17 protein-coding genes are annotated in these 23223 nt (G+C 71.9%); 7 read left to right on the plus strand and 10 right to left on the minus strand.

What is annotated here, in order from left to right; translation table 11 throughout:
- Window positions 1-121: 121 nt before the first annotated feature.
- A complete protein-coding gene (locus tag B072_RS0131555) occupies window positions 122-331 on the plus strand; it encodes a hypothetical protein (protein ID WP_018533964.1) in 210 nt (69 codons plus the stop codon).
- Between the two features lie 144 nt (window positions 332-475).
- On the plus strand, window positions 476-907 hold the full coding sequence (locus B072_RS46990) for a LuxR C-terminal-related transcriptional regulator (RefSeq protein WP_078506645.1): 432 nt from the start codon (window positions 476-478) through the stop codon (window positions 905-907).
- A gap of 21 nt (window positions 908-928) precedes the next feature.
- Here B072_RS46990 and B072_RS0131565 read toward each other — a convergent pair whose 3' ends face one another.
- The 3 genes from B072_RS0131565 to B072_RS0131575 form a co-directional block, all read right to left on the minus strand.
- On the minus strand, window positions 929-3226 hold the full coding sequence (locus tag B072_RS0131565) for a LuxR C-terminal-related transcriptional regulator (RefSeq protein ID WP_018533966.1): 2298 nt from the start codon (window positions 3224-3226) through the stop codon (window positions 929-931).
- 267 nt (window positions 3227-3493) lie between these two features.
- A complete protein-coding gene (locus tag B072_RS0131570; RefSeq protein WP_018533967.1) occupies window positions 3494-3979 on the minus strand; it encodes a DUF1269 domain-containing protein in 486 nt (161 codons plus the stop codon).
- The gene (locus B072_RS0131575) at window positions 3979-4533 is read right to left on the minus strand and encodes a DUF1269 domain-containing protein (protein WP_018533968.1); all 555 of its coding nucleotides are present in this window, start codon (window positions 4531-4533) and stop codon (window positions 3979-3981) included. The genes B072_RS0131570 and B072_RS0131575 overlap by 1 nt, the downstream gene beginning before the upstream one ends.
- A 31-nt stretch (window positions 4534-4564) precedes the next feature.
- Between B072_RS0131575 and B072_RS0131580 the strand changes: the two genes are divergently transcribed.
- Genes B072_RS0131580 through B072_RS0131590 form a run of 3 tightly spaced genes read left to right on the plus strand, consistent with a single transcriptional unit; the run spans window position 4565 to window position 10283 of the window.
- Window positions 4565-6079 carry a hypothetical protein gene (locus B072_RS0131580; RefSeq protein WP_018533969.1) on the plus strand — a complete coding sequence of 505 codons (1515 nt, stop codon included), beginning with the start codon at window positions 4565-4567 and terminating at the stop codon, window positions 6077-6079.
- A 20-nt stretch (window positions 6080-6099) separates the two neighbouring features.
- Window positions 6100-8799, plus strand: coding sequence for an MGH1-like glycoside hydrolase domain-containing protein (locus tag B072_RS0131585; protein ID WP_018533970.1), 2700 nt, complete (start codon window positions 6100-6102; stop codon window positions 8797-8799).
- The gene (locus tag B072_RS0131590) at window positions 8796-10283 is read left to right on the plus strand and encodes an alpha-amylase family glycosyl hydrolase (protein ID WP_018533971.1); all 1488 of its coding nucleotides are present in this window, start codon (window positions 8796-8798) and stop codon (window positions 10281-10283) included. The genes B072_RS0131585 and B072_RS0131590 overlap by 4 nt, the downstream gene beginning before the upstream one ends.
- Before the next feature lie 67 nt (window positions 10284-10350).
- Here B072_RS0131590 and B072_RS44535 read toward each other — a convergent pair whose 3' ends face one another.
- Genes B072_RS44535 through B072_RS0131610 form a run of 4 tightly spaced genes read right to left on the minus strand, consistent with a single transcriptional unit; the run spans window position 10351 to window position 16179 of the window.
- Window positions 10351-12060 carry a SulP family inorganic anion transporter gene (locus tag B072_RS44535; protein WP_018533972.1) on the minus strand — a complete coding sequence of 570 codons (1710 nt, stop codon included), beginning with the start codon at window positions 12058-12060 and terminating at the stop codon, window positions 10351-10353.
- A 7-nt stretch (window positions 12061-12067) separates the two neighbouring features.
- Window positions 12068-14764, minus strand: a complete 2697-nt coding sequence (locus B072_RS0131600; RefSeq protein WP_018533973.1) for a cation-translocating P-type ATPase — start codon at window positions 14762-14764, stop codon at window positions 12068-12070.
- The gene (locus B072_RS0131605; protein WP_018533974.1) at window positions 14761-15747 is read right to left on the minus strand and encodes a polyphosphate kinase 2 family protein; all 987 of its coding nucleotides are present in this window, start codon (window positions 15745-15747) and stop codon (window positions 14761-14763) included. Before B072_RS0131605 ends, B072_RS0131600 begins: the two co-directional genes overlap by 4 nt.
- A 12-nt stretch (window positions 15748-15759) precedes the next feature.
- Window positions 15760-16179: a DUF7144 family membrane protein gene (locus B072_RS0131610; protein ID WP_018533975.1), complete on the minus strand. Its 420-nt coding sequence runs from the start codon at window positions 16177-16179 to the stop codon at window positions 15760-15762.
- A 162-nt stretch (window positions 16180-16341) separates the two neighbouring features.
- Between B072_RS0131610 and B072_RS0131615 the strand changes: the two genes are divergently transcribed.
- Window positions 16342-17748, plus strand: a complete 1407-nt coding sequence (locus tag B072_RS0131615) for an MFS transporter (RefSeq protein WP_018533976.1) — start codon at window positions 16342-16344, stop codon at window positions 17746-17748.
- Here B072_RS0131615 and B072_RS0131620 read toward each other — a convergent pair.
- Window positions 17733-18176, minus strand: coding sequence for an RDD family protein (locus tag B072_RS0131620; protein WP_018533977.1), 444 nt, complete (start codon window positions 18174-18176; stop codon window positions 17733-17735). The two genes, B072_RS0131615 and B072_RS0131620, sit on opposite strands and share 16 nt — an antisense overlap.
- On the minus strand, window positions 18173-18994 hold the full coding sequence (locus B072_RS49435; protein ID WP_018533978.1) for a hypothetical protein: 822 nt from the start codon (window positions 18992-18994) through the stop codon (window positions 18173-18175). Before B072_RS49435 ends, B072_RS0131620 begins: the two co-directional genes overlap by 4 nt.
- Window positions 18995-19280: 286 nt before the next feature.
- On the opposite strand from B072_RS49435, the gene B072_RS0131630 reads away from it, so the two are divergent.
- Complete coding sequence (locus tag B072_RS0131630) at window positions 19281-19658, plus strand: STAS domain-containing protein (RefSeq protein ID WP_018533979.1); 378 nt, start codon at window positions 19281-19283, stop codon at window positions 19656-19658.
- Window positions 19659-20332: 674 nt separating this feature from the next.
- On the opposite strand, the gene B072_RS0131635 is transcribed toward B072_RS0131630, so the two are convergent.
- Window positions 20333-23095 carry a helix-turn-helix transcriptional regulator gene (locus B072_RS0131635; protein WP_018533980.1) on the minus strand — a complete coding sequence of 921 codons (2763 nt, stop codon included), beginning with the start codon at window positions 23093-23095 and terminating at the stop codon, window positions 20333-20335.
- Window positions 23096-23223: the final 128 nt, after the last annotated feature.

Here is a 23223-nt window from a genome sequence, read left to right on the forward strand (position 1 = left end):
GATGGAGTCCGGAGCATCCCGCCCCGGGCCCGCCGTACCGTCACCCGCACAAGGTGATGCCGACGGCCACGCCGCCACGACAATGACCGGTGGGCCGAGCCGTCGCACTGGAGGTGTCGCCATGGGCGACTTCGAGATCCACGTACGCGGCAGGTTCGGCGACGCCTTCCGGTCCGCGTTCGCGGAGCTGACCGTCGTACTGCATCCGGCCGAGACGGTCCTCGTGGGTTCCGGCCTCGACCAGGCCGCGCTGTACGGGATTCTCGACCGCATCCAGGCACTCGGCCTGGAACTGCTCGAGGTGCGCCGGTTGCCCGACGCCTGCTCCTGAGTCCTTCGCCCCCGGTGTACGGTCGGGGCACCAGACGCCGGGAGGCAAAGCGTCCCCCTGTGAACAGGCCGACGGGCCCCTTACGCAAGCGGGCCGCGCCCCTCACCGTAGGGGTGATGCCCTCCACATGGGGAGGTGAGGGGCATGCCCGCAGTGCTCTACGACCGACAACCGAGACTGACCCAGGAGCAGGACGCGACGATAACGGCCTGCCTGGTGTGGGTCGCCGGCACGCTGGTCAGAGTCGCCGCCGTCGTGGCGGATCCACGCTGCACCGGAGTGCTCGTGGACGAGGCGGCGGCCGTGCTCGCCCGCGTACCGCAGGCCCAGTCCGGGGCGCCGCCGCTCCAGCCGCTGACCGTACGCCAGCTGGCCGTGCTCAGCCGGCTCGACGGAGAGGTGCCGCTGCGGCAGATCGCCGACGGGCTGTACGTGTCGCACAACACGGTCAAGAGCCATGTCCGTGCCGTGTACCGGAAGTTGGGCGCGTGTTCCCGGGCCGAGGCCGTGGCGCGCGGACGTGAGCTGGGCCTGGTGCCTGCTCGGCCCGCGCGGGTGCAGCCGCCGGTCAACTGACCTTCAGGAGTTCGTTGGTGCTCACAGAAGCTGGAGTTCACGAGCGCGCCGGACCGCGGCCGAGCGCCGGGTCACGGCGAGCTTGCGGTAGACGCTCTTGAGGTGCGTCTTCACCGTGTTCACCGAGAGATACAGCTCCGCGGCGATCTCCTCGGTGGTCATCATCTGCGCGAGGCGGCCGAGCACGTCGCGCTCGCGCGGGCTCAACTGCTCGGCGCGGGCGGGCCGCCCGCTCGCGCCGTCCGGCACCGCCGTGGTGAGCAGACGGCCGTGCCGGCTCGCGCCGAGCACGAAGGCGCAGGCCGGCGTCATCGTCCGCAGCACCGTGCCGGGCAGCCTGGCCGCGTTCACCAGGTCGCCCAGGACCTGCGGGGCGACACCGCCCCGCTCCACCGCCATGGCCAGACCCGCGGCGAGCAGGCGGATCTCGGCGAGGAACGGGTCCGGGGCCGTACGCAACACCACGTCGGCGCGGGCGAGTTCGTGCCGGGCGCGGCCGGGCTCGCCACGGGCCAGCTCCACCCAGGCGCGCACCAGGTGCAGGGCGGCCCGGGACCGTTCGGCGGCGGACCAGCTGGGCAGCGGCGGCTGGGTGGCGTGGGCGGCGAGTTCGTCGGCGGCCCGGAACCGGCCACGCAGCGCCTCGAGGAGCGCGAGTTCGACAAGGCTGTCGCGGCGCAGCGCGCCGTTGCCGGCGGCGCCCGCTGCCTTGAGCGCCCCGGTGAGGGAGGCCTCCGCCGCCTTGAGGTGACCGGAGCGCACCTCGCAACTGCCGCGCACCGCGAGGGTGAGCGCGGGTATCTCGGGGTGCTGGGCCAGTGCCGCGTGCGGCAGCAGCGGCCCGACGGCCTCCACCTCCAGGGCCGCGGCGTACGCCTGCTGCGGGTCGCGGGCGCGCATCCGCTCCATCCGGATCACGGCGAGGGCCAGGCGGCAGCGGGCGGCCCGGTCGTGCTGCTCCGCCGTGTCCCGCGGCAGTTCGGCGAGGAGCTGTTCGGCCCGCTCCAGGTGGCGCCCGCACGCCGGGTCGTCGTCGCGGACCCGGGCGACGGCCGCGAAGAGCAGCACCGGCTCGGGCCGGTCGCCGGCCGTGTCCTCCGGCATCCGGCGGGTGAGATCCGCGGGCAGCCGGGTCCTGGACAGGCCGAGGACCTGGCCGATGGCCAGGCGGCGCACGATGAGTTCGCCCGCGAGTTCCCAGTCGTCGGCGGCGAGCAGGTGCTGGACGGCGTCGGCGAGCAGCCCGTGCGTGCCGAGCCAGGCCGCCGCGCGCCGGTGCAGCGGGACGACGAGCCCGGGGGTTTCGTGGCGCAGGCACATCCGCAGCACGTCGGCGAACATCTGGTGGCAGCGGAACCAGCCCTGGCCGAGGGGGTGCAGGAAGGAGTTCTCCCGGACGAGGTCGGCGAAGTGGCGGCCGATGTCCTCGCCGCAGAGCGCGGCGGCCAGTTCGGCGTTGACCCGGTCCAGGACGCTCGTGGTGAGCAGCAGTTGGCGCATGGCGTCCGACTGCAGATCGAGGACCTCTTCGACGAGGTAGCTGGCGATCGCCTCGTCGTCCCCCGCGAACCGGTCGACGAACCGCTCGGGTTCGCCCTGCTGCCCCAGCTTCTCCATGGACATCGCGGCGAGCCTGATCCCGGCGGCCCAGCCGTCGGTGCGCCGGCGCAGCACGCTGATGGTCTGTTTGGGCACGTCGATGCCGTGCTGGGCGAGCAGCGCGGCGGTCTCCCGGTCGTCGAAGGCGAGGTCGGCGGTGCGCACTTCGGTCAGATCACTGGCGAGCCGGCCACGGCGCAGGTGCAGCGGCGGATCACGGCGGGCCAGGACGACCAGGCGCAGCACACCGGGCGTGTGGCGCAGCAGGCTGCTGACGCCGTCCGCGATCGGTGAGCCGGGGGCGGGCTGGAAGTCGTCGAGGAGCAGCACGACGGGTTCGCCGCGCCGGTTGAGTTCGGCGGCGAGCGCCGCGACCAGCAGGGGGCCCTCGCCGTCGGCGACCGAGTCGGGGACCCGGACACCCGCGTCGCGCAGGGCCGAGGTGACGCGCGGCCAGAACACCGCGGGCTGCTCGGCGCGGCCGTCGCAGGTCACCCAGGCGAGAGGGCCCGGCAGACGCCGGGTGTGCGCCCATTCCAGGGCGAGGGCAGTCTTGCCCGCGCCGACCGGGCCCACGACAACGGTCAACTGGCCTCGTACAGCGCGGGACAGACGGTCCGTCAGGCGCGGTCGCGGCAGGATCCAGGTGGGCAGCGCGGGCGCCGTGCTCAGTGCCTCGCGCTCCGGTCCTGCGCCCTCGGGGCAGAGCCGCTCGGCCATCGGCGGAACCTCGCTCTCGAGAAGGCCTGAGTCGTGTCCGCAAGGCCCCGTCGTCCACCTGTCGAGGCGGGCGGTGCGGCGAGGGGCGTGCCGGGCGTCGGGGGCAGGCCTCGGGGGGCAGGCGAGGCGCTGCGGACACGGCCCAAGGTGCGGCACAGGCCAGTGTGGTCCCGTCCGGGCGACAGAGCGGCCCGGCGGACGCCATCTCACCCGGGTGAAGTTCCGGTGTGCGACGGCGCCTGACCGGGCCGGCCGTTTCTCGTGACGTCACGCCCCGTGCAGGGCGTTGACCAGCTCGTCCTCCCGTTCCTTGGTGAGCGAGGTACGGATCACGCTGGGATTGAAGGGGCGCAGCGCGTCACGGACCCGGTCGGGCGTGGAGCGGCGGACGAGGGCGAATACGGCGGCACGGCCGGGTTCGAGGGTGCTCGCGATCTCCTTGACGAACGCGTCGTTGATGCCGATGTCGGTGAGCTTTCCGGCGACGCCTCCGGTGGCCGCGCCCACCGCGGCGCCGAACACCGGCATCAGGAAGAGCATGCCGAACAGCGCGCCCCACAGGGCGCCACCGGCCGCCCCGGTCGCCGTGGTGCTGTACGTCTGCTTCACATGGATCTTGCCGTCCATGGTGCGCCAGGCGAGGGCGGCGTCCTCCAGGTCGAGCAGTTCCTGGCGGGACAGTTCCTTGGAGAGGCGCAACACCGCCTCCGCCTTCTCCTTGTCCGCGAATCCGAGCACGACGAGATCGGCCATCAGGGCCTCCTGGGGTGGTGGTGCGCCGTCCGGTTCTGCCCCGGGTCCGGGGCCACCGGGTCGCCGAGCCGCTGTGCCGCGGCGGCGACCTGTTCGGCGACGGGTTCGAGTGCCTCCTCGGTGAGGAAGCCTTCCGCGACGGGCACACCGCCGGCGTCACGGATCGCTGTGCGCAGATACTTCGCCCAGACGTGTTCCAGGAGCACGAACGCGGCGGCCGTGCCCGGGTCGAGGGCCTCCGCCATCTCCCGGATCTCGTCGAGGCTCAGACCGAAGGCGTTGCCCTCGACCATGCTCGGGAACTCCTTCTCGGCGGCCTTCACCTGCTTGCCCGAGATACCGAGCAGCGCGGCGACGGTCTCTCCCATGCCTTCCGCCTGGAAGTCCATGGTGAACAGGTCTCCGCCGGTCTCCTTGCTGACGAAGAGCATGTCGAGGACGCGGATCTGCTCGTTCGCCTCCAGGATCGACAGCTCTTCCATGATCCGGCCTTCGAACTTGGCGTCCGGCCCGAACTCGACCGTCAGGAGCTGCACCGGTCCGATCGCAGCCATCGTGCCTCCCTTCCGTGGATCCGCCCCCGTCATGTCCGTCATCACAGCGCTCGCGGCCGCCGCACCGCGTCACCCGCCGCAGGTGAAGGAGGGGGCCCGGTCCGCGGCGACGGTGGAGGGTGGAGGTGACGCCATGTCCCAGGACCAGACTCCGGAGCGTGCCGAGCCGGCCGAAGCCGAACTGGAGCGGCTGCGTGCCGAGGTCTCCGAGTTGCGTGACCGGCACGGGACGGAACGGCGCCGCAGGGCCCGTCTTCTGACGGTGCGGCGGACACTGGCGGCGGTGCTGATCGCGCTGGTCGCCGTGGTCGGTGTGACGTCCGTGGTGGGCCTGTGGGGCGCGCGGACCACGCTGAACACGGATCGCTGGGTCGCCGCGGTCGGTCCGCTGCCCGAGGACCCGGACGTGAACAAGGCGGTGTCCACGTATCTCGCCGCCGAGATCTTCGACCAGCTCGACGTGCAGCAAAGGCTGTCCGAGGCACTGCCGCCCCGCGCGACCTTCCTCGCGGCGCCGGTCACCGGCGCCGTCCACGACTATGTGCGCGAGTCCATCTCGAAGCTGCTGGCCACGGACCAGTTCGAGTCGATCTGGAAGGCGACGAACCGGCTCGCGCACGAGCGGATCGTCGCGCTCCTGGAGAAGCGCAGCAAGAACGTGCAGGTGAGCGGTGACACGGTGTCCCTGAATCTGCTGCCGATGGTCAACAACGTGCTGAACTCCCTGGAAGCCGAACTCCCGTCCCTGTTCGGCAAGAAGCTGGACCTGCCCACCCTGAAGTCGGGTGAGCTTCCCCCCGGTCTGCACGAGCGCATCGAGAACGCGCTGGGGGTCCAACTGCCGGAGGACTTCGCCCAGATACGTCTCTACGACCGGAGCGAGCTGGGGCAGCTCCAGGAGGCCGTGCTGCTGTTCAAGCGCGCTCTGGTGGGTCTGCTGATCGCCGTGCCGGTGCTGCTGGCGCTAGCGCTGTGGGCCGCGCCGGACCGGCGTCGCACCCTGCTCCAGCTCGGTCTGTGGCTGGTGGTGGCGGTCACGGTGCTGACGACCGTGCTGCGGGCCGTGCGGAATCAGCTGCTCGATCAGATGCCGGAGGGCGTCTATCGCGACGGGCTGCAGGCCGCGCTGTGGACCGTGTTCACGACGCTGCGCGACCGTGGCGACCAGCTGCTGTGGCTGGGCGTCGGCATCGCCGTCCTGATGTATCTGATCGGGCCCGGCCGGCTGCCGGTGGCGCTGCGCCGCCGTACGGCTCAAGGGGCCCGCGCCAGTGGCCAGTTCGCGGCGCGGGCGGGTTCGCGGATCACCAAGGACAAGGCGGCTCGACCGTGGCTGGCCCGCCACGCCGACGTGCTGCGGGTGTCCGGCGCGATCGTCGCCGTGGTGATCGCGCTGCTGCTGTCCTCGTGGACGGCGCTGTTCGTGGTCGGCGCGCTGCTGGCCGCGTACGAGATCGCGATCACGCTGCTGGCCCGCACGCCGGGCTCACCCCCGTCAGGTGAGGCAGGCCGTGCGGACCCCGCCAAGACTGGCGCATCCGGCTGACCGACGCAGGGAGAGCGCTCATGAAGAGGCAAGAGCAGACCGCAGGTGTCGGGCCGAAGGCCGCCGGCAACACGCGGGCCCGCCTGTGGGGGCCGTACCTGAGCGAACGGCAGTGGGGCACGGTCCGCGAGGACTACAGTCCGGGCGGCGACGCCTGGTCGTACTTCCCGCACGATCACGCGCGCTCGCGTGCCTACCGCTGGGGTGAGGACGGCCTGGGCGGCATCTGCGACGACAAGCAGCGCCTGTGTCTGGCGATCACCCTGTGGAACGGCCACGACCCGATCCTCAAGGAGCGGGCCTTCGGTCTCACCAACGGCGAGGGCAACCACGGCGAGGACGTCAAGGAGTACTACTTCTACCTCGACAGCACGCCCAGCCACTCGTACCTGCGCTACCTGTACAAGTACCCGCAGGCCGCCTACCCCTACGACGAACTCCTGACGGTCAACGGCTCCCGCGGGCGCCAGGAGTTCGAGTACGAGCTCATGGACACGGGAATCTTCGACGAGGACCGCTACTTCGACGTCACGGTGGAGTACGCGAAGGCGGACCATGACGACATCCTGATGCGGATCACCGTCGAGAACCGGGGCCCGGAGGAGGCGGCGCTGCATGTGCTGCCGACGCTGTGGCTGCGCAACACCTGGTCCTGGCAGAACGGCACGGGGGCGGACACCGCGCCGCGGCTGCGCGCGGTCGAGGGTCCGCGGCAGGTCTCCACCGTCCGCGCCGACCATCCCGAGCTCGGCTCCTACGACCTCAGGTGCGCCGACGCGCCGCGGCTGCTGTTCACCGAGAACGAGACGAACAACGAGCGGCTGTTCGGCGCCGAGAACGCCTCTCCCTATGTGAAGGACGGCATCGGCCGGTACGTCGTCGACGGCGAGGGTGCGGCCGTGAATCCGGAACGGGAGGGCACCAAAGCGGCGGCTCACTACTCGATGGTGGTCGCCCCGGGCGGGTCCGAGACGTTGCGGCTGCGTCTCGGGCCCGCCGGCGGGAAGCTCTCGCTGGCTCGCGGGTTCGACTCGGTCTTCAAGGAGCGCATCGCCGAAACCGACGCGTTCTACAAGGAGTTGACCCCACAGGGGGCGAGCGAGGACGAGGCGCGTGTGTTGCGGCAGGCCCTCTCCGGGATGCTGTGGTCCAAGCAGTACTACTCCTTCGACCTGGAGACGTGGCTGGCCGAGCACGATCTGTCGCCGTGGAGTCTGCCGCGGCCCGGGGTGCGCAACCGCGAGTGGTTCCACATGGTCAACGACGACGTGATCTCCATGCCGGACAAGTGGGAGTACCCGTGGTTCGCCGCCTGGGACCTGGCGTTCCACACCGTGGCCCTCTCGGTCGTCGACGTCGACTTCGCCAAGGAGCAGCTCGAACTCCTGCTGCGGGACTCCTACCTGCACCCCAACGGACAGATCCCGGCCTACGAGTGGAACTTCAGCGACGTGAACCCGCCGGTGCACGCCTGGGCCGCGTACTTCGTCTACATGATGGAGGAACGCACCACGGGCAACGCCGACCACGCCTTCCTGGAGCGCACCTTCCAGAAGCTGCTGACGAACTTCACCTGGTGGGTCAACCGAAAGGACCCCTCGGGTCGCAACGTCTTCCAGGGCGGCTTCCTCGGCCTGGACAACATCGGCGTCTTCGACCGCAGCGCCCCGCTGCCCACGGGCGGCACCCTGGAGCAGGCGGACGGCACCGCGTGGATGGCGCTGTACTGCCAGTCGATGCTGCAGATCGCTCTCGAGCTGGCCCAGCAGAACTCCGCGTACGACGAGTTGGTGCTCAAGTTCGTCGAGCACTATCTGTGGATCGCGGCGTCGATGGACCGGATCGGGGACCTCGGCGACGAGCTGTGGGACGAGGAGGACGGGTTCTTCTACGACGTGCTGCGGCTGCCCGACGGGCAGGCGGTCCGGCTGAAGGTGCGGTCCATGGTGGGGCTGCTTCCGCTGTGCGCCTCGACCGTGTTCCGGCCGGAACAACTGGCCGGCATCTCCGGCCTCACGGAGCGCCTGCAGCGGTTCGCCGCCCGTCACCCGTCGCTCTCGGTCACGATGGGCGCGGCTCAGGCCGGGACGGCGGGCGGGCCGCGACTGCTGTCCGTCCTGGACGAGAAGAAGCTGGTCCGGGTCCTCGGCCACCTGCTCTCCGAGGACGAGTTCCTCAGCCCGTACGGCATCCGGGCGCTGTCCCGGCATCACGCCGAGCACCCGTACACGTTCTGGGCGGGCGGCCAGGAGTTCCGGGTCGGCTATCTGCCCGCCGAGTCGGACACCGGCATGTTCGGCGGCAACTCCAACTGGCGCGGCCCGGTGTGGCTGCCGATGAACGCGCTCGTGGTGCGGGCCCTGATCAATCTCTACGGCTTCTACGGCGACGACCTCACCGTGGAGTGCCCGACCGGCTCGGGCGTGCGGAAGAACCTCTTCGAGGTCGCCGAGGACATCACGGCGCGGCTGACGCGGATCTTCCTGCGCGGCGAGGACGGGAACCGGCCCGTCTACGGCGGCCAGACCAGGTTCCGCGACGATCCGCACTGGCGTGATCTGATCTCGTTCTACGAGTACTTCCACGGGGACAACGGCGCCGGGATCGGCGCCTCCCACCAGACCGGCTGGACCGGTCTGATCGCCCCGCTGATGAAGATCTTCGGCACGATCGGACCGGACGCCTTCCGCCCCGACGCCGCGAGGAGGCGCATCCGATGACCGAACTGCCCGCGCAACCCGTCATCCACGAGGTCAACACCCGAGTCTGGCTGCGGGAGTTGGGCCTGCGTATCGGGCGGCCCGTCGGTCTCGCCGAGGTGCCCAAGGACATCTGGGACGAGGTGACGCCCGCAGGCGTCGACGCCGTGTGGCTGATGGGCGTGTGGGAGCGCAGCCCGCTGGGCCGCTCCATCGCCCTGGACAATCCGACGCTGCGGGCCGCGTTCGACGCGGCGGTGCCGGGCGTCGGCGAGGAGGACATCGCCGGGTCGCCGTACTGCATCCGCCGTTACGTGGTGGACGAGGCGATCGGCGGGCCGGCGGGGCTCGCGGCGGCCCGCGACGAGCTGGACCGCAGGGGGGTCGGTCTACTGCTCGACTACGTGCCGAACCATGTGGCGCCGGACAGCCCCTGGGTCGCGGAGCACCCCGAGTACTTCGTGCGCGGGGACGCCGACGACGCGCGCCGGGACCCGGCGGCCTTCCTGGACACGGGGCGGGCCGTGATCGCGCGCGGCCGCGACCCGTTCTTCCCGCCCTGGCCCGACGTCGTGCAACTCAACGCGTTCGCACCGGAGTTGCGACGGGCGACCACGGACGTGCTGGCCGAGATCGGCGAGGCCTGCGACGGGGTGCGCTGCGACATGGCGATGCTCCTGATGAACGACGTCTTCGCGCGGACCTGGGGGGACCGTGCGGGGACGCCGCCCGACCGGGAGTTCTGGCCGGAGGTCGTCGCCGGGGTCCGCGCCCGGCACCCGCACATGGTGTTCGCCGCCGAGGCGTACTGGGACCTCGAATGGGCCCTCCAGGAGCAGGGGTTCGACTTCTGCTACGACAAGCGGCTCTACGACCGGATCCTCCACGAGAGCGCCACCTCGGTACGCGACCATCTGCGGGCCGACGAGCGCTATCAGCGCGGCCTGGTCCGTTTCCTGGAGAACCACGACGAGCCGCGGGCCGCGCACACGCTGCCCCCGGACAAGGAGCGCGCGGCGGCCGTCCTGATCGCCACGCTGCCCGGTGCGACGCTGTGGCACGAGGGCCAGTTCACCGGTCGCCGGATCCATCTGCCGGTGTTCCTGGACCGCCGGGTGGACGAGGCGCCGGATGCCGGTCTGCGCGCCTTCCACGAGCGGCTGCTGGCCCGGGTGCGGCACAGCGGTATGCGGACCGGGAGCTGGCGGCTCCTGGAGTGCCAGGTCTGGCCGGACAACGACTCCGGGCGGGACCTGATCGCTTCCTGCTGGACGGGCGGCGCGGGCCGTTTCCTGTCCGTGGTCAACCTGTCCGACCATCCGGCACAGGCCCACATCCCGCTGCCGTGGCCCGAACTGGGAGAGGACGTCTGGGAGTTGACGGATCTGGTCTTCTCGGAGGACCGCTACGGCCGCTCGGGGGCGGACCTCCTGGGCACCGGCCTGTACGTCGATCTGCCGCCCTGGGGCACGCACGTGTTCTCGGTGGCGGCGGGCCGGCCCTGACCGCACGACGACGGGTGCGGCCCGCGCCCCCCGTAGGACGGGGGCGCGGGCCGCTGCGCTGCGCGGCTCAGCCGTCGCCCGGGGTCACGGCCCAGTCCGCGCCGCTGCGCGCCCGGAACGCGGCCACGGCGCCCTCCACGGTCGGATAGAAGCGGTCCGGCTCGAAGGCCCGGGTCAGCCCGTACCGCTCGATCTTCCGCCGCACCGGGTCCTTCAGTTCGGCGAAGACGAGGGTGACCCCCTTCTTCTGGAGTGCGGCGTCCAGTTCCTCCAGGATGTCCGCGGCGGTGGTGTCGACGTCGGTCACCGGCTCGGCCGCGACCAGCACCTGGCGCGGCGGCGGGGTGCCGCGTGCGGCGCGCAGCACCTCGTCGCGGAACGACTTGGCGTTGGCGAAGAACAGCGGTGCGTCGAAGCGGAGGATGACGAGGCCCGGCAGGTGTTCGGCGGCCGGGTGCGAGCGCACGTCGTGGTAGCCCTCCACCCCCGGCACCCGCCCGAGCACGGTGCTGTACGGCCACCAGGCGCGCCGGAAGACGTTGAGGATCGACAGACCGACCGCGACCGCGATCCCCGGCAGCACGCCGAGCAGCGCGACCCCCAGGAACGCGGCGATGCTCAGCCAGAACTCCGCCTTCCGCTGGCGCCACAGGCGGCGCGTCCCTGCGAGGTCGGCGAGCGACAGGGACGCCGTGATGACGACCGCGGCGAGCGCGGGCTGCGGCAGATCGCTGAAGAGGCCGGGCAGCAGGACGAGCATGAGCAGGATCAGGGAGGCACCGACGACGCCCGTCAACTGGCTTCGGGCACCCGCCCGTTCGGCCACCGCCGTGCGCGAACCGCTGGTGCTGACGGGAAAGCCCTGGAACAGGCCCGCCGCGATGTTGGCGGTGCCGATCGCGATCATCTCGTCGTTGCCGCGGACCTCCTGGCCGGCGCGGGACGCGAAGGCACTGGCGTTGGAGATGGTGTCGGCGAGGGAGACCAGCGCGATGCCGACCGCGCCGACGCACAGCGGCCCGAGGTCGCCCCACGCCACGTGCGGAATCGTGAACGGCGGAAGTCCCTCCGGCAGTCGCCCGACCGTGCGCACGCCATGGTCGTCGAGGTCGAGGACGACACACGCCGTGATGGCGAGCACGACCATGACGAGGACGGCGGGCACCTTCGGCAGCAGGCGTTGCAGCAGGACGATCAGGAGGATGCAGGAGACGCCGACCGTGACCGCGGCCGGTACCGCTTCACCGTCGGCCAGCGCCCTGATCAGGGCGTCGATCTCCTCGACCAGCCCGTCCGCGTCCGTGGAGAAGCCGAACAGTTTCGGCAGCTGCCCGATGAGGATCGTCAGGGCCAGGCCGTTCATGTAGCCGATCATGGTGGGTTTGGAGATGAGGTCGGCGACGAAGCCGAGCCGGGCCACCCCGGCCAGGGCCGTGATCGCGCCGACCATCAGGGCGAGCACCGAGGCGAGCGCGACGGCCCGCTCCGGGTCGCCGCCGGACGCCACCAGCGGGAGCACCGTCGCGGCGATCATCGGGCCGAGCGAGGAGTCGGGTCCGAGGACGAGGATGCGGGACGGGCCGGTGACGGCGTAGGCGAGCAGGCAGAGCACCGACGTGTACAGGCCGGTGATGGCGGGCAGCCCGGCCAGTTCCGCGTAGGCCATGCCCTGCGGGACGAGCAGCGTGCTCAGGACGACGCCCGCGACGACGTCCTTGATCAGCCACGCACGCCGGTACTCCCGCAGGGTCCGCACTCCGGGCGGCACCCACCCCATGCGGCGCTCACCTCCGCAGTCGGCGGCGGCGGGCGAGGAGCTTGCCCAGCTCCCACAGTGCGAGCAGGGCGAGGGCGGGCAGCAGGGCCCAGCCGAACTGGCCGAGATGCAGCGGCGTCGTGTCGAGCAGCCGGTTGAAGACGTCCATCTGGGTCACGAGCACCGCGAGGACGAACTCCCCGAGGACCGTCCAGTTCAGCTGCTTGCTGTCGAAGGTCCCGGTCGTCAGGACGGTGCCGGTCTGGTCGCGACATTCGAGCGCGGCCACGATCAGGCAGAGGGCGAACGCGGTGAAGGCGAGGGAGTTGCCGATGCGCGCGCTGTCGTAGCGCTCCTGGCCCAGCTCGATCATGGCGAGGAGGGCGACGGCGATGCCCGTGCCGACGAGCCCCACGGTGAGCATCAGGCCGCCGGTCATCACCGGCTGGCCGCGCGGTCGCGGGCGGCGGGACATCAGGCCGGGACGGATCCGGTCGAAGCCGAGGGAGAAGCCGAAGGCGGCGTTGACGAAGAAGTGGATCCACAGCACCTGGGCGGGGGTGAACGGTTCGCCGCCCGCGATGTCGAAAAGGGTCGCGCCGAGGAAGGTGAGGACGAACACGACGAGCAGGACCAGGACGAACCGGATGTACTTGGTGAGGTTGTCGTAGATCTTGCGGCCCTGTTCGACGGCGTGCACGATCGTCGCGAAGTTGTCGTCGGAGAGGATCATCCGCCCGGCGTTCTTGGCCACTTCGGTGCCCGAGCCCATGGCGATGCCGATGTCGGCGGCCTTGATGGCGGGGGCGTCGTTGACGCCGTCCCCGGTCATGGCGACGACATCGCCCTTCTTCTTCAGCGTGTCGGCGAGCAGCACCTTGTGCTCGGGCGCGACCCGTCCGACCACGCCGATCCGTTCGATGCGGTCCAGGCGCTCCTGCTCGGACAGGGCCGCGAAGTCGGCGCCGAGGATCGCCTCGCCGTCGATGCCGACCTGCCGGGCGATGGCCGCGCCGGTGATGACGTCGTCGCCGGTCACCATACGGACGCGGATGTGGGCGGCCTGGGCGGCGGCGACGGCCTCCTTGGACTCGACGCGCGGCGGGTCCGCCATGCCGACGAGACTCGTGATGCTCACGTCCCGTACGAGGGCGAGGAGATCGCCGCTCGGTGCGAACCGGTCGGGGTCGAGGTCGCGCACGGCCGCGGCCATCACGCGGCGGCCCGCCCGCTCCATCCGTACGAGTTCCGCCTCGGCGCGTTCGCGCAGAGGTGCGTCGAAGGGAACGGTCGCTCCGTCCGAGCGTGCGGTGGTGGTACGGGCCAGCACGGCCGGAGCCGCCCCTTTCACGAAGCAGCGCACGACCGGCCGGCCGCTTGCGTCACGGGCCTCGTGGAAGGTCGCCATGAGCTTGTGCGCGGGGTCGAACGGCAGTGTCGCGAGCCGGGGCAGCCGCTCGCGGGTGGCGTCGATGTCGAGGCCCGCCTTGTGGCCGAGGACCAGCAGGGCGCCCTCGGTGGGGTCGCCGACGACGACGCCGTCGACGAGCGCGGCGTCGCTGGCGTGCAGGTAGGGCAGGATCGCCTCCTCGATGCTCGCGGTGGAGCCCGCGGCGTGGTGGATGCGGCCCTCCAGGGAGTAGCCGGTGCCGGAGACCGTGTACCGGTCGAAGGCGTCGACGACCTCGACCACGGTCATCTGGTTCATCGTCAGCGTGCCGGTCTTGTCGGAGTTGATGGCCGAGGTGAAGCCGAGGGTCTCCACCGACGGCAGGTCCTTGACGATGGCGTTGCGGCGGGCGAGGTCGAGGCCGCCGAGCGAGAGGATCGTCTGGGTGACGGTGGGCAGCGCCTCGGGGACCGCGGCGATGGCGAGCGAGACGGCGCTGACGAAGAGCGCGTCCCAGGGCTCGCCGCGGCCGCGGCCCAGGCCGAACATGACGACCATGGTGATCCCGGCCGCGCCCACGATCCACAGTGTCAGGCGGTTCAACTCCCGGGTCAGTGGCGACGGTTCGGGGCGTGTGGTCGTCAGCATGCCCGCGATCCGGCCGAGTTCGGTGCCGGACCCGGTGGCGGTGACCAGCAGGACGCCGCTGCCGTGCGTGACCGGGGTGTTCATGAACGCCATGTCGGTCTGGTCGGCGGGGCCCAGGTCGCTGCCCCGCACGGGCGCCGGGTCCTTCGCGACGGGGACGCTCTCCCCGGTCAGCGCGGACTCGTCGATCTGCAGGGAGCTCGCCGCCAGGAGCCGTCCGTCGGCGGGGACTTCGTCGCCGGCGGCGAGCAGCACGACGTCACCGACGACGACCTCCTCGGTGGGGACCTCCGCCACGGTCCCGTCGCGGCGCACCCGCGCGGTCGTCTTCGTCATCTCCTTCAGCGCGTTCATGGCGCTCTCCGCCTTGCCCTCCTGGCGGAGACCGATGACCGCGTTCAGGACGGTCAGGGCGAGCAGCACGACCGCGGTGCCCCACTCCTGGATCACGAACGACACCGCCGCGGCGGCGACGAGGATCATCTGCATGTACGAGGTGTACTGGCCGAGGAAGCGGGCGAGGGCGCCGCTCGTCCGTTCCTGCGGCAGGGCGTTGGGCCCGTCGTCGGTGAGCCGGGCGGCGGCCCGGGCGGCGCTCAGGCCCAGGGCCGGGTCGACCCCGAGCTCGCCGGCCACCGACTCGGCCGACCGCGTGTACCAGAGGTCCGGCGCCACGTCCGCGGTCATCGTTTCCGCCTCCGATCCTTCCGGTTGTCCCGGCCGTGCCCTTCCGCCTCGGCGGCGTACGGGTCGGGCACCGCACCGGCGGGCGCCTCTCGCTCCAACTTCCTTTTCTCCCGCGCCAGTTCACTTCGGCTCTTGTCACCGATCTCGGGATACTGCGGATCGATGTCCATGAGCGTGTGGACGAGCACGGCGGCCGCGGAGATCCGTGCGAACCACTTGCGGTCCGCGGGGATCACGTACCAGGGCGCCCAGGGGGTGCTGGTCGCGGAGAGCATCTCGGAGAACGCGTCCTGGTAGGCGTCCCAGAAGCCGCGCTCACGGACGTCCGCCGCCGAGAACTTCCAGTTGCGGTCGGGCAGGTCGATCCGCTTCAGGAACCGGACGCGCTGCTCCTCCTTGGACAGGTTGAGAAACAGCTTCACCACGCGGAAGCCGTTGTCCGTCAGGTACCGCTCCCAGTTGTTGATCTCCCGGTAGCGGCGCCGCCACAGCTTGGCGCCCGTGACGTCGTCCGGCAGCCGCTGGCGGCTGAGGAGTTCGGGGTGCACCCGGACCACGAGCACCTCCTCGTAGTGGGACCGGTTGAAGATGCCGATCTCCCCGCGGCTCGGCAGTCCGCGGGCGTAGCGCCACAGGTAGTCGTGGCCCAGTTCGTCGGCGGACGGCACCCGGAAGCCCGCCACGCGCACCCCCTGCGGGTTCACTCCGCTCATCACATGGCGGATGGTGCCGTCCTTGCCGCCCGCGTCCAGCGCCTGCAGGCACAGCAGGACGCCGGACGAGCCGTCGGCGGCGAGCCGCCGCTGGTAGTCGGCAAGGAGTTCGACGCCGCTGCGCAGCAGCTCCCGGCCGGCCTTCTTGTTCTTCACGCCCACCCGGTACGCGGGGTCGTAGTCCCGAGCCAGGTCCACCTTCGTGTGGGGCCGCACCCTCAGCGGCTCGATGAACTCGGCGATCCGCCGGGCCCTTTCGTCCTTGGCCATCGCGAGGCCGGTTCAGTAGAGCGTGTCGCGGCGCACCACGCACAGCGCCCAGATGATGAACCCGTCCATCGCGATGAGGGTGAGGGACCACAGCGGGTGGTACGGGATGGACAGGAAGTTGGCGATGATCATCAGCCCGGCGAGGATCACGCCGATGACCCGGGCCCACGTCATCGCGACGAACAGACCGATGCTGACGACCACCGCGATGGCGCCGAGGACGAGGTGGATCCAGCCCCAGGTGGTCAGGTCGAACTCGAAGACGTAGTTGGGCGTCCGCAGGAAGACCTGGTCCTCCAGTACGGCCATCAAGCCCCGGCAGAAGTCCATGGAACCGGAGATGAACAGCAGCACGGCGGCGAAGACGGTCAGCCCGCCGGCCGCGGCCGCCTTGGCGCCGGATTGATGGTGTGAACTCGTCGAGGTGGCCATGGCAGGACCTCCGTGTTCGGTGCCGGTGCCGAATGCACCGTTGTGGTGCCCCGAGTGTTGCGCCCGGCCCCGGGTGCCGGTCGTCACCCTCCGGGGGTGACGACCGGGCGGGGGCCACAGGGGACTCTGGCCGTCGTCCCGCCCCAGATCGGAGGCCAGCCGATGACCGTGCCGTCCAGTGACGGCGGGGCCGCAGCCCCGCACGAGCCACGCCCCTGGCCCCGCCAGGTGCTCGCGCCGCTCGCCCTGGCCCAGTTCGTGTGCAGCTTCGCCGGGTCGAACATGACCGTGATGATCCAGGACATCAGTGAGGACCTCGACACCACGGTGCAGGGCGTGCAGACCGCGATCACGGTGTTCCTGCTGGTGATGGCCGCGCTGATGATCCCCGGCGGCATCCTCACCGAGCGCTACGGCCGCAAACGGTGCCTCGTCGTCGGCCTGGCGATCTACGGGGTCGGCGCGCTGCTCAGCGCGGCGGCACCCGGCCTGGGCGTCCTCATCCTCGGCAACTCGATCCTGGAGGGCATCGGGACGGCGCTGCTCATCCCGCCCGTCTACATCCTGACGACACTGCTGTTCACCGAGGTCACCGACCGGGCCCGCGCGTTCGGGGCGATCATGGCGATGGCCGGGATCGGCGCGGCCGCGGGACCGTTGATCGGCGGGCTGATCACGTCGGCGATCAGCTGGCGGGCGGCGTTCGTCTTCCAGGCGCTCGTCGTCGTGGTGATCATCGTGCTCGCCCGGCGGGTGCACGACCCGTTGCCGCCGGACCCGGAGTGCGACTTCGACACCTGGGGCGCGGTGCTCTCGGCCTCGGGCCTGGTCCTGGTCGTCATGGGCATCCTCGCCGCCGACGACAACGTCTGGCTGATGCTGGCCCTGCTACTGACCGGCGCCGTACTCCTGTTCGCCTTCTTCCGCTGGGTGCGGGCGAGGGAGCGCAAGGGTCGTCAGCCCCTGCTGCCCACCGCCCTGTTCCGCAACCGCACCTCGAATCTCGGCCTGATCACCCAGCACATCCAGTGGCTGACGCTGATGGGCATCTCGTTCGTCGTGGCCACCTACCTCCAGGTCGTACAGGGTTACAGCGCGATCGGCACCGGTGTCGTCTTCACCGCGTCCACGCTGGGCCTGCTGCTGTCCTCGCTGGGCGCGGAGCGGTTCGCCAAGCGCAGGGAGCAGCGCACGCTCGTGATGGCCGGGTTCATCACGACGGTCTGCGGCATCGGCGTGCTCATCGCACTTGCCCAGAGCACGACGAACGCCTGGATGTACGTCCCGGGGCTGTTCCTGATCGGCCTCGGGGTCGGGCTGATGCTCACCCCGTCGGTCAACATCGTCCAGTCGAGCTTCCCCGAGGACCTCCAGGGCGAGATCTCCGGCCTGTCGCGCAGCATCTCCAACCTCGGCTCGTCGGTGGGGACCGCGGTCGCGGGGACCATCCTCGTCGCGGACCCGGCCGTCGGCCCGTACATGGCCGCGCTGGTGGTCATCGCCGTCATCGGGCTCGGCGGTCTGGTCGCCGCGGCCAAGCTCCCCCGGACGGTTCACGGCCCGTCGTAGCGGACGGCGGCGGCGACCACGAGGTCCGGCACCGCGGCCCGCCGCCGGCTGAACGGGATCCACAGCAGTCCCAGCGGGAACGTCACGCTCAGCGCGGCCCGCAGCAGCGCCCGCGGGAGACCGAGCCGGTGTCCCGCGCGGTCGCCGACCCGTATCCCCATCAGCCGCCCGCCCACGCTCTGCCCGGTCATGGCCCAGGCCCCGCCGAAGTAGCACACGGCGAACGTCCAGCCGATCACCCCCGCGATCCGCCCGTCCAGCGCGGGCATCCGGAACGGCGGCCCGGCGACGAGCAACCGTGCGCATCCCGCGCCCAGTTGGACGCTGACGCCGGTGAGCGCGAGCACCAGGATGTCGAGCAGCGCCGCGATCCCGCGCGAGACGAGCCCGGCCGGCTCAGCCCCGCCTCTGCCCTCCGGAACGCTCATCGGCCCGCCCGCCCGTTCGCGGGCGCCCCGCGCCGGAGCATCCGGTCGGCGAGCCGGTTCACCCCGCGGTCCCCCCGGCGCCCGAGGTCCCGGAACGCGGCGCCGGTGTCCGCGGCCATGCCGCCGCCGGTCTCCCGCACGATCACCCCGAGATCGATCTCCCGCAGCACGTCGCGGGTGAGCCCGACCAGGTCGATCCGGGCGATGATCCGCTCCACGTCCACGCGGTCGGCGACGGCGTCCACGTCGACGCGGGCGGCGATCGCGCCCACATCGACGCGGTCGGCGACGGCGTTCACGTCGACGCGCGCCGCGATGGCGTCGACGTCGACCCGCTCGACGATCGCGCCCACGTCCACACGGGTCGCGATGGCATCCACATCCACCCTGGAGGCGATGGTGTTCACGTCCACCCTGGAGGCGATGGCGTCGACGTCCACCCGCTCGACGACCCGGTCCACATCCACCCGCTCCACGACCGCACCCACGTCGACCCGGTCCACCACCGCATCCACGTCCACCCGTTCGACGATCCGGCCGACGTCGACCCGCTCCACCACGCGGTCCACGTCCACCCGGTCCACGACCCGGCCCACATCGAGCCGGGCCGCGACCGCGTCCACATCGAGCCGGGCCGCCACGGCGTCCACGTCCACCCGCGCCACCACGGCGTCCAGGTCGATCCGGTCCAGGACCAGACCGACCGCGCCGCGTATCACCGCTCCCCCGACCGCCTCCACCGCGTGCCGGGCGTCGCGCACCCGCCGCGTGACGAAACCCGTGAGGCCGTCCGCGTATTCATGGCATTCACGCATCATCACCAGACCGCAGCAGGGACCGCGCGGCCGGGCATCATCCACCGCGGGTGAGTCGCCGCCCGGCGGGCCCGAACGGGGCGACATCTGGGGCCGGTTGGGCCCGCGCGCAGGGTGCGCAGGACCGCCGTACGGGAATCATCGACCGAGCATGTCGTTCTCCTGCCCAGGACGCCACGTCAGGCCGTATTCTGATGATTTCAGGCCGTCCGTGACCCCGGTGGCCGATCCCCGTCGTCCTGCCTCCCGGACCACCTCCGGAAGTCCGATCCGCCTAGGGGAAGTCGCCATGCTGGAAAGAAGCGCATGGCCCGTCGGGCACGTCCTGGTCCACGAGGCCCACGGACTGACCGTGATCGAGTTCCACGGCGAGATCGACATCGCCGCGGCGCTGCACATCCTGCCGACACTCGACACCGCCACCAGCGCCGTCGGGCACACCGTGGTGCTCGACCTCGAGCCGGTGGAGTTCTTCGACATCTACGCCCTGCGCCTGCTGTGCCGGGCCCAGGACCGGGTCGTCGCGCGCGGCGGCCTGCTCCTGGTGGTCTGCGCGCAACCGCCCATCCTGAAGCTCCTGCGGGCGGGCGGCCTGCTGGACCGGTTCGCTCCGCTGCCGACGGTGCAGGAGGCCTTGGCCCGGGGCGCCCAGGAGGCTGCCGGGTGACCCGTTCACGGGGATCGATCCCCCTGTCGGAGAGGGGAGTTCGGCGCGTTCCCCGATGAGGCCGAACGGCAGGCCGTTGCGGTCGGCCAGGATGCGGGCGAGCCACAGCACACTGACGCCCCCGGCACCGAGCCGCTCGGTGTGGCGCAGGTCGACGAGGACGCCCGCGGCGCCGGGGCGGATCGCACCGTGCAGCAACCTCCCGACCGAGGCTTCGGCGGCCGGCCCGAGTTCCGCGCGCACCTCGATGACCAGACATCCGGCGACGCACCGCACCACCACCGGCGGCGTCCGGCTCTTCGTGCGCGGTGCGCGCGGTGTCCGGCGGCGGAGCCTGCGTACGGGATCCCAGGCCATGGTCGCCCCCCGACCTCGACGGACGCACACCGTCGCGCCGCCCGGAGCGGCGTGGGAGGGGCCATCCGGCCCTCACCCGCAGGGCCGGACGGCCCCGCATCGCGGCTCCCTGCGACTACATCAACGGCCGTACTCCCCTGGTCCGCGATCCCAGGGTTTTCACCGTGGCCACGGCGGCGCCGCGGGTCCATCGTGGAGAACACGAAAGTTCACGGGGCTTTCGTACATGGGGGAAGAACGGGGGAATCACGGGGGAACGAACGGGGGACGGGGGTGCCCACCACGGGCACCCCCGCTGTCGTGCGTCGGGGCGTGTGTCAGGCATCGGCGGATTGGCTGATGAGGCGCACGAGTTGGGCCCTGCGGTGCACTCCGTCGAGCTTGCGGTAGATGTTGCCGAGGTGGAACTCGACCGTCTTGACACTCAGGAAGAGCTGCTCGGCGGCCTCGTGGTTGGTGACTCCGCGTCCTACGGCGAGGGCGACGCGCAGTTCCTGCGGGGTGAGGCCGTCGAGCGGGGTGCGGCCCGCGTCGCCGGTGCGGGAGCCGTCGCCGCCCGCGGCGTGCAGTTCGGCGGCGGCGCGGGCCGCCCAGCCGCTCGCGCCGAGCCGTTCGAAGGTGGCGAGTCCGCGCTGCAGCCACCGCCGCGCCTCGCCGCGCCGCCCCTGCCTGCGCAGCAGTTCACCGCGCGCGAACTCGGTGCGGCCCCGCTCGAACGGAGCGTTCACCTCGGCGAGTCGGTCCAACGAGCGGCCCATGTGGACGTCGGCCTCGGCCGGTTGGAGCATGCCGCGCACCCGGGCGGCCGCCGCCGCGGTGACGGGGCGGTGGCCGCGGCCCGCCTCGTGATCGAGGACGCGCAGCACGTCGTACGCCTCGTCGGTGCGGTGGAGGTGGACGTAGGCGTCGGCGAGGTCGGTGGCCCAGGAGAGATAGAGGCCGTCGCCGCGGCCGTTGGCGAGCGAGAACTCCCGTACGTTCGCCAGGTGCCGGACGGATTCCTCGAAGCGGCCGAGGCCGAGTTCGAGCAGCCCGAGCGCGCTGTGGGCACGGGCCGCGTCCATGGGGAGTTCGGCGGTCTCCGCGAGGGACCAGGCCTGTGCCGCGTGGCGCCGGCAGTCGGCCTCTTTGCCGCGGGCGGCCTCGGTCCTGGCCTGGGCGGCGAGCGCCCGGCACACCTCGATGACGCGTCCGGTGTCCTCGCCGAGCCGGGCGGCCTCGTCGGCGTGGGCGAGCGACGCGTTCCACCGGCCGCTCCAGAACTCGACGACGGAGTACGTGCCGAGAAGGTGGGCGAGGAGTCCCACGGTGCTGGAGGCGCGTGCCGCGTGCACGGCGCGGTCGAGCAGGGCGTGTCCCGCGTCGAGTTCCTCGGCCGCGAGGTAGCACAGGCCGCCCACGCCGGACACCGGATAGGGGAACGCCAGGTCCGGTGCGGAGAGCGGCTTCTCGAGGTCGTGGAGCAGGGCGCGGCCGTCCCGCGCGTCACCGCCGAGGAGTTCGACGAGCGCGTGCAGGAGGCGTACGGGCAGGGCCGCGGCCGGGTCGCCGAACGCCTCGGCGATCTGCATCGACTCGGCGGAGGTGGCGCGCGCCGCGGTGAGGTCGCCGATGGCGAGTTCGGTGAGGGTGATGCCGCCGAGCATGACGGCGGCCAGGGCGGGATCGACCCGCCGTGCCTCGTCGACGGCGGCCCGGAGCTGCTCGCGGGCGTGCGCCGGGCGGCCGCGCTGAATGTCGACGTAGCAACGGAGTTGGCGCAGGTCGAGCACGGTGCGCTCACCGGCGGCGTGGCCGAGGGCGCGGTCGAGGAGTTCCGCCGCCTCGTCGAGCGAGCCCGCGGCCTGGGCGGCGCGGGCGGCGGCGAGCAGCCTGCGCGCCTTGTGCTCGTCGCCGGGGGTGAAGCGGGCCGCGTGCGCGTACAGGCGGGCCGCGAGCGGGAAGGCCAGGCCGGCGGGGCCGCCGGACGCGGCGCGCTCCAGGGCGGCGGCCACCTGTTCGTCGGGGTCGGCGCCGGACTCCGCGAGGTGCCAGGCGTAACGCTCCAGGGCGATGGGCGCCTTGGCGTCCCGCAGGGCGTGGGCGACCGTCCGGTGGGCCCGCCAGCGGTGCACGGCGCTCGCTCCGTGGTAGACGCCGGAGCGGATCAGCGGATGCCGGAAGATGTACGCCCCCTCCTCGACGGTCATCAGGCCGGCCTGCTCGGCGGGTTCGAGCGCTTCGTAGGTCAACTCGTGTGCGCGCAGGACGCGTTCGGTGCCGGCGAGGGGGCGCGGGCCGAGGACGGCGAGGAGCAGCATGGCATCCCGGGTCCGTTCCGGGAGGCGGTCGATGGCACTGCGGAAGGTGCGGGCGAGCATCTCGCCGATGGGCAGCGGGGCGCCGGTGTCGGGCCGGTGGCCGCCGCGGGCGAGGAGGGCGGGCAGTTCGACGAGGGCGAGCGGGTTGCCGCGGGCCTCGGCCAGCAGCCAGCTGACGTCGTGCGGCGAGAGCGGTTCGTCGGCGACGAGTCTGCGCGCGGCGTCGGCGTCCAGGCCGTGCAGGGTGAGGGTCTCGACGGGGGCCAGCCGGGAGGCGGCCTCCCCGCTGTCCCGGGTGGCGAAGAGGGCGACGACACCTTCGCGGCCGAGCCTGCGGGTGGCGAAGGCGAGGGCGTCCAGGGAGTAGGGGTCGAGCCACTGCGCGTCGTCGACGACCATCAGCACGGGCCCCGACTCGCTGACCGCGCCGAGCAGGCTGAGCGTTCCGGCGGCGACGGCGAACCGGTCCTGCGCGACGGCGGGCCCGAGCGCGAGCGCGCTGGTGAGAGCGGCGGCCTGACGGTCCGGTATCCGCTCCAGCTGGTGGGTGACCGGCCGGAAGAGGTCCGCGAGGCCCACGTACGGCAGCCCGGTCTCGGACTCGATGCCGTGGGTGCGCAGCTGGGTCAGGTCCCCGGCGACCGACTCGGCGTAGGCGAGCAGGCTGGACTTGCCGATCCCTGCCTCGCCGCGGACCACCAGGGCCCCGCTGCGCCCGCCGCGCGCACCGTCGACGAGGTCCTCGAGCCGCGCGCACTCCGCTGTACGACCCAGCAGCATGCGGCCAGGGTAACCGCCGTCGCTCATGTCGGCGGCATCCTGTCAACCTGCGTTTTGTCGGATCTGGTGGGGGAGTTCCGGCGCGCGTTGCGAAGGAGTGGGCGAGCCGGGTGCCCGGCCACGACGAA

This window comes from Streptomyces sp. HmicA12 (assembly GCF_000373565.1).
In the GTDB taxonomy this organism is placed as follows: domain Bacteria; phylum Actinomycetota; class Actinomycetes; order Streptomycetales; family Streptomycetaceae; genus Streptomyces.

What these genes read in the sequence shown, in the direction of transcription:
- B072_RS0131555 (WP_018533964.1), top strand. Translation starts at nt 122, where the DNA reads ATGGGCGACTTCGAGATCCACGTACGCGGCAGGTTCGGCGACGCCTTC.
- B072_RS46990 (WP_078506645.1), top strand. Translation starts at nt 476, where the DNA reads ATGCCCGCAGTGCTCTACGACCGACAACCGAGACTGACCCAGGAGCAG.
- B072_RS0131565 (WP_018533966.1), bottom strand. Translation starts at nt 3,226, where the DNA reads ATGGCCGAGCGGCTCTGCCCCGAGGGCGCAGGACCGGAGCGCGAGGCA.
- B072_RS0131570 (WP_018533967.1), bottom strand. Translation starts at nt 3,979, where the DNA reads ATGGCCGATCTCGTCGTGCTCGGATTCGCGGACAAGGAGAAGGCGGAG.
- B072_RS0131575 (WP_018533968.1), bottom strand. Translation starts at nt 4,533, where the DNA reads ATGGCTGCGATCGGACCGGTGCAGCTCCTGACGGTCGAGTTCGGGCCG.
- B072_RS0131580 (WP_018533969.1), top strand. Translation starts at nt 4,565, where the DNA reads ATGTCCGTCATCACAGCGCTCGCGGCCGCCGCACCGCGTCACCCGCCG.
- B072_RS0131585 (WP_018533970.1), top strand. Translation starts at nt 6,100, where the DNA reads ATGAAGAGGCAAGAGCAGACCGCAGGTGTCGGGCCGAAGGCCGCCGGC.
- B072_RS0131590 (WP_018533971.1), top strand. Translation starts at nt 8,796, where the DNA reads ATGACCGAACTGCCCGCGCAACCCGTCATCCACGAGGTCAACACCCGA.
- B072_RS44535 (WP_018533972.1), bottom strand. Translation starts at nt 12,060, where the DNA reads ATGGGGTGGGTGCCGCCCGGAGTGCGGACCCTGCGGGAGTACCGGCGT.
- B072_RS0131600 (WP_018533973.1), bottom strand. Translation starts at nt 14,764, where the DNA reads ATGACCGCGGACGTGGCGCCGGACCTCTGGTACACGCGGTCGGCCGAG.
- B072_RS0131605 (WP_018533974.1), bottom strand. Translation starts at nt 15,747, where the DNA reads ATGGCCAAGGACGAAAGGGCCCGGCGGATCGCCGAGTTCATCGAGCCG.
- B072_RS0131610 (WP_018533975.1), bottom strand. Translation starts at nt 16,179, where the DNA reads ATGGCCACCTCGACGAGTTCACACCATCAATCCGGCGCCAAGGCGGCC.
- B072_RS0131615 (WP_018533976.1), top strand. Translation starts at nt 16,342, where the DNA reads ATGACCGTGCCGTCCAGTGACGGCGGGGCCGCAGCCCCGCACGAGCCA.
- B072_RS0131620 (WP_018533977.1), bottom strand. Translation starts at nt 18,176, where the DNA reads ATGAGCGTTCCGGAGGGCAGAGGCGGGGCTGAGCCGGCCGGGCTCGTC.
- B072_RS49435 (WP_018533978.1), bottom strand. Translation starts at nt 18,994, where the DNA reads ATGATGCGTGAATGCCATGAATACGCGGACGGCCTCACGGGTTTCGTC.
- B072_RS0131630 (WP_018533979.1), top strand. Translation starts at nt 19,281, where the DNA reads ATGCTGGAAAGAAGCGCATGGCCCGTCGGGCACGTCCTGGTCCACGAG.
- B072_RS0131635 (WP_018533980.1), bottom strand. Translation starts at nt 23,095, where the DNA reads ATGCTGCTGGGTCGTACAGCGGAGTGCGCGCGGCTCGAGGACCTCGTC.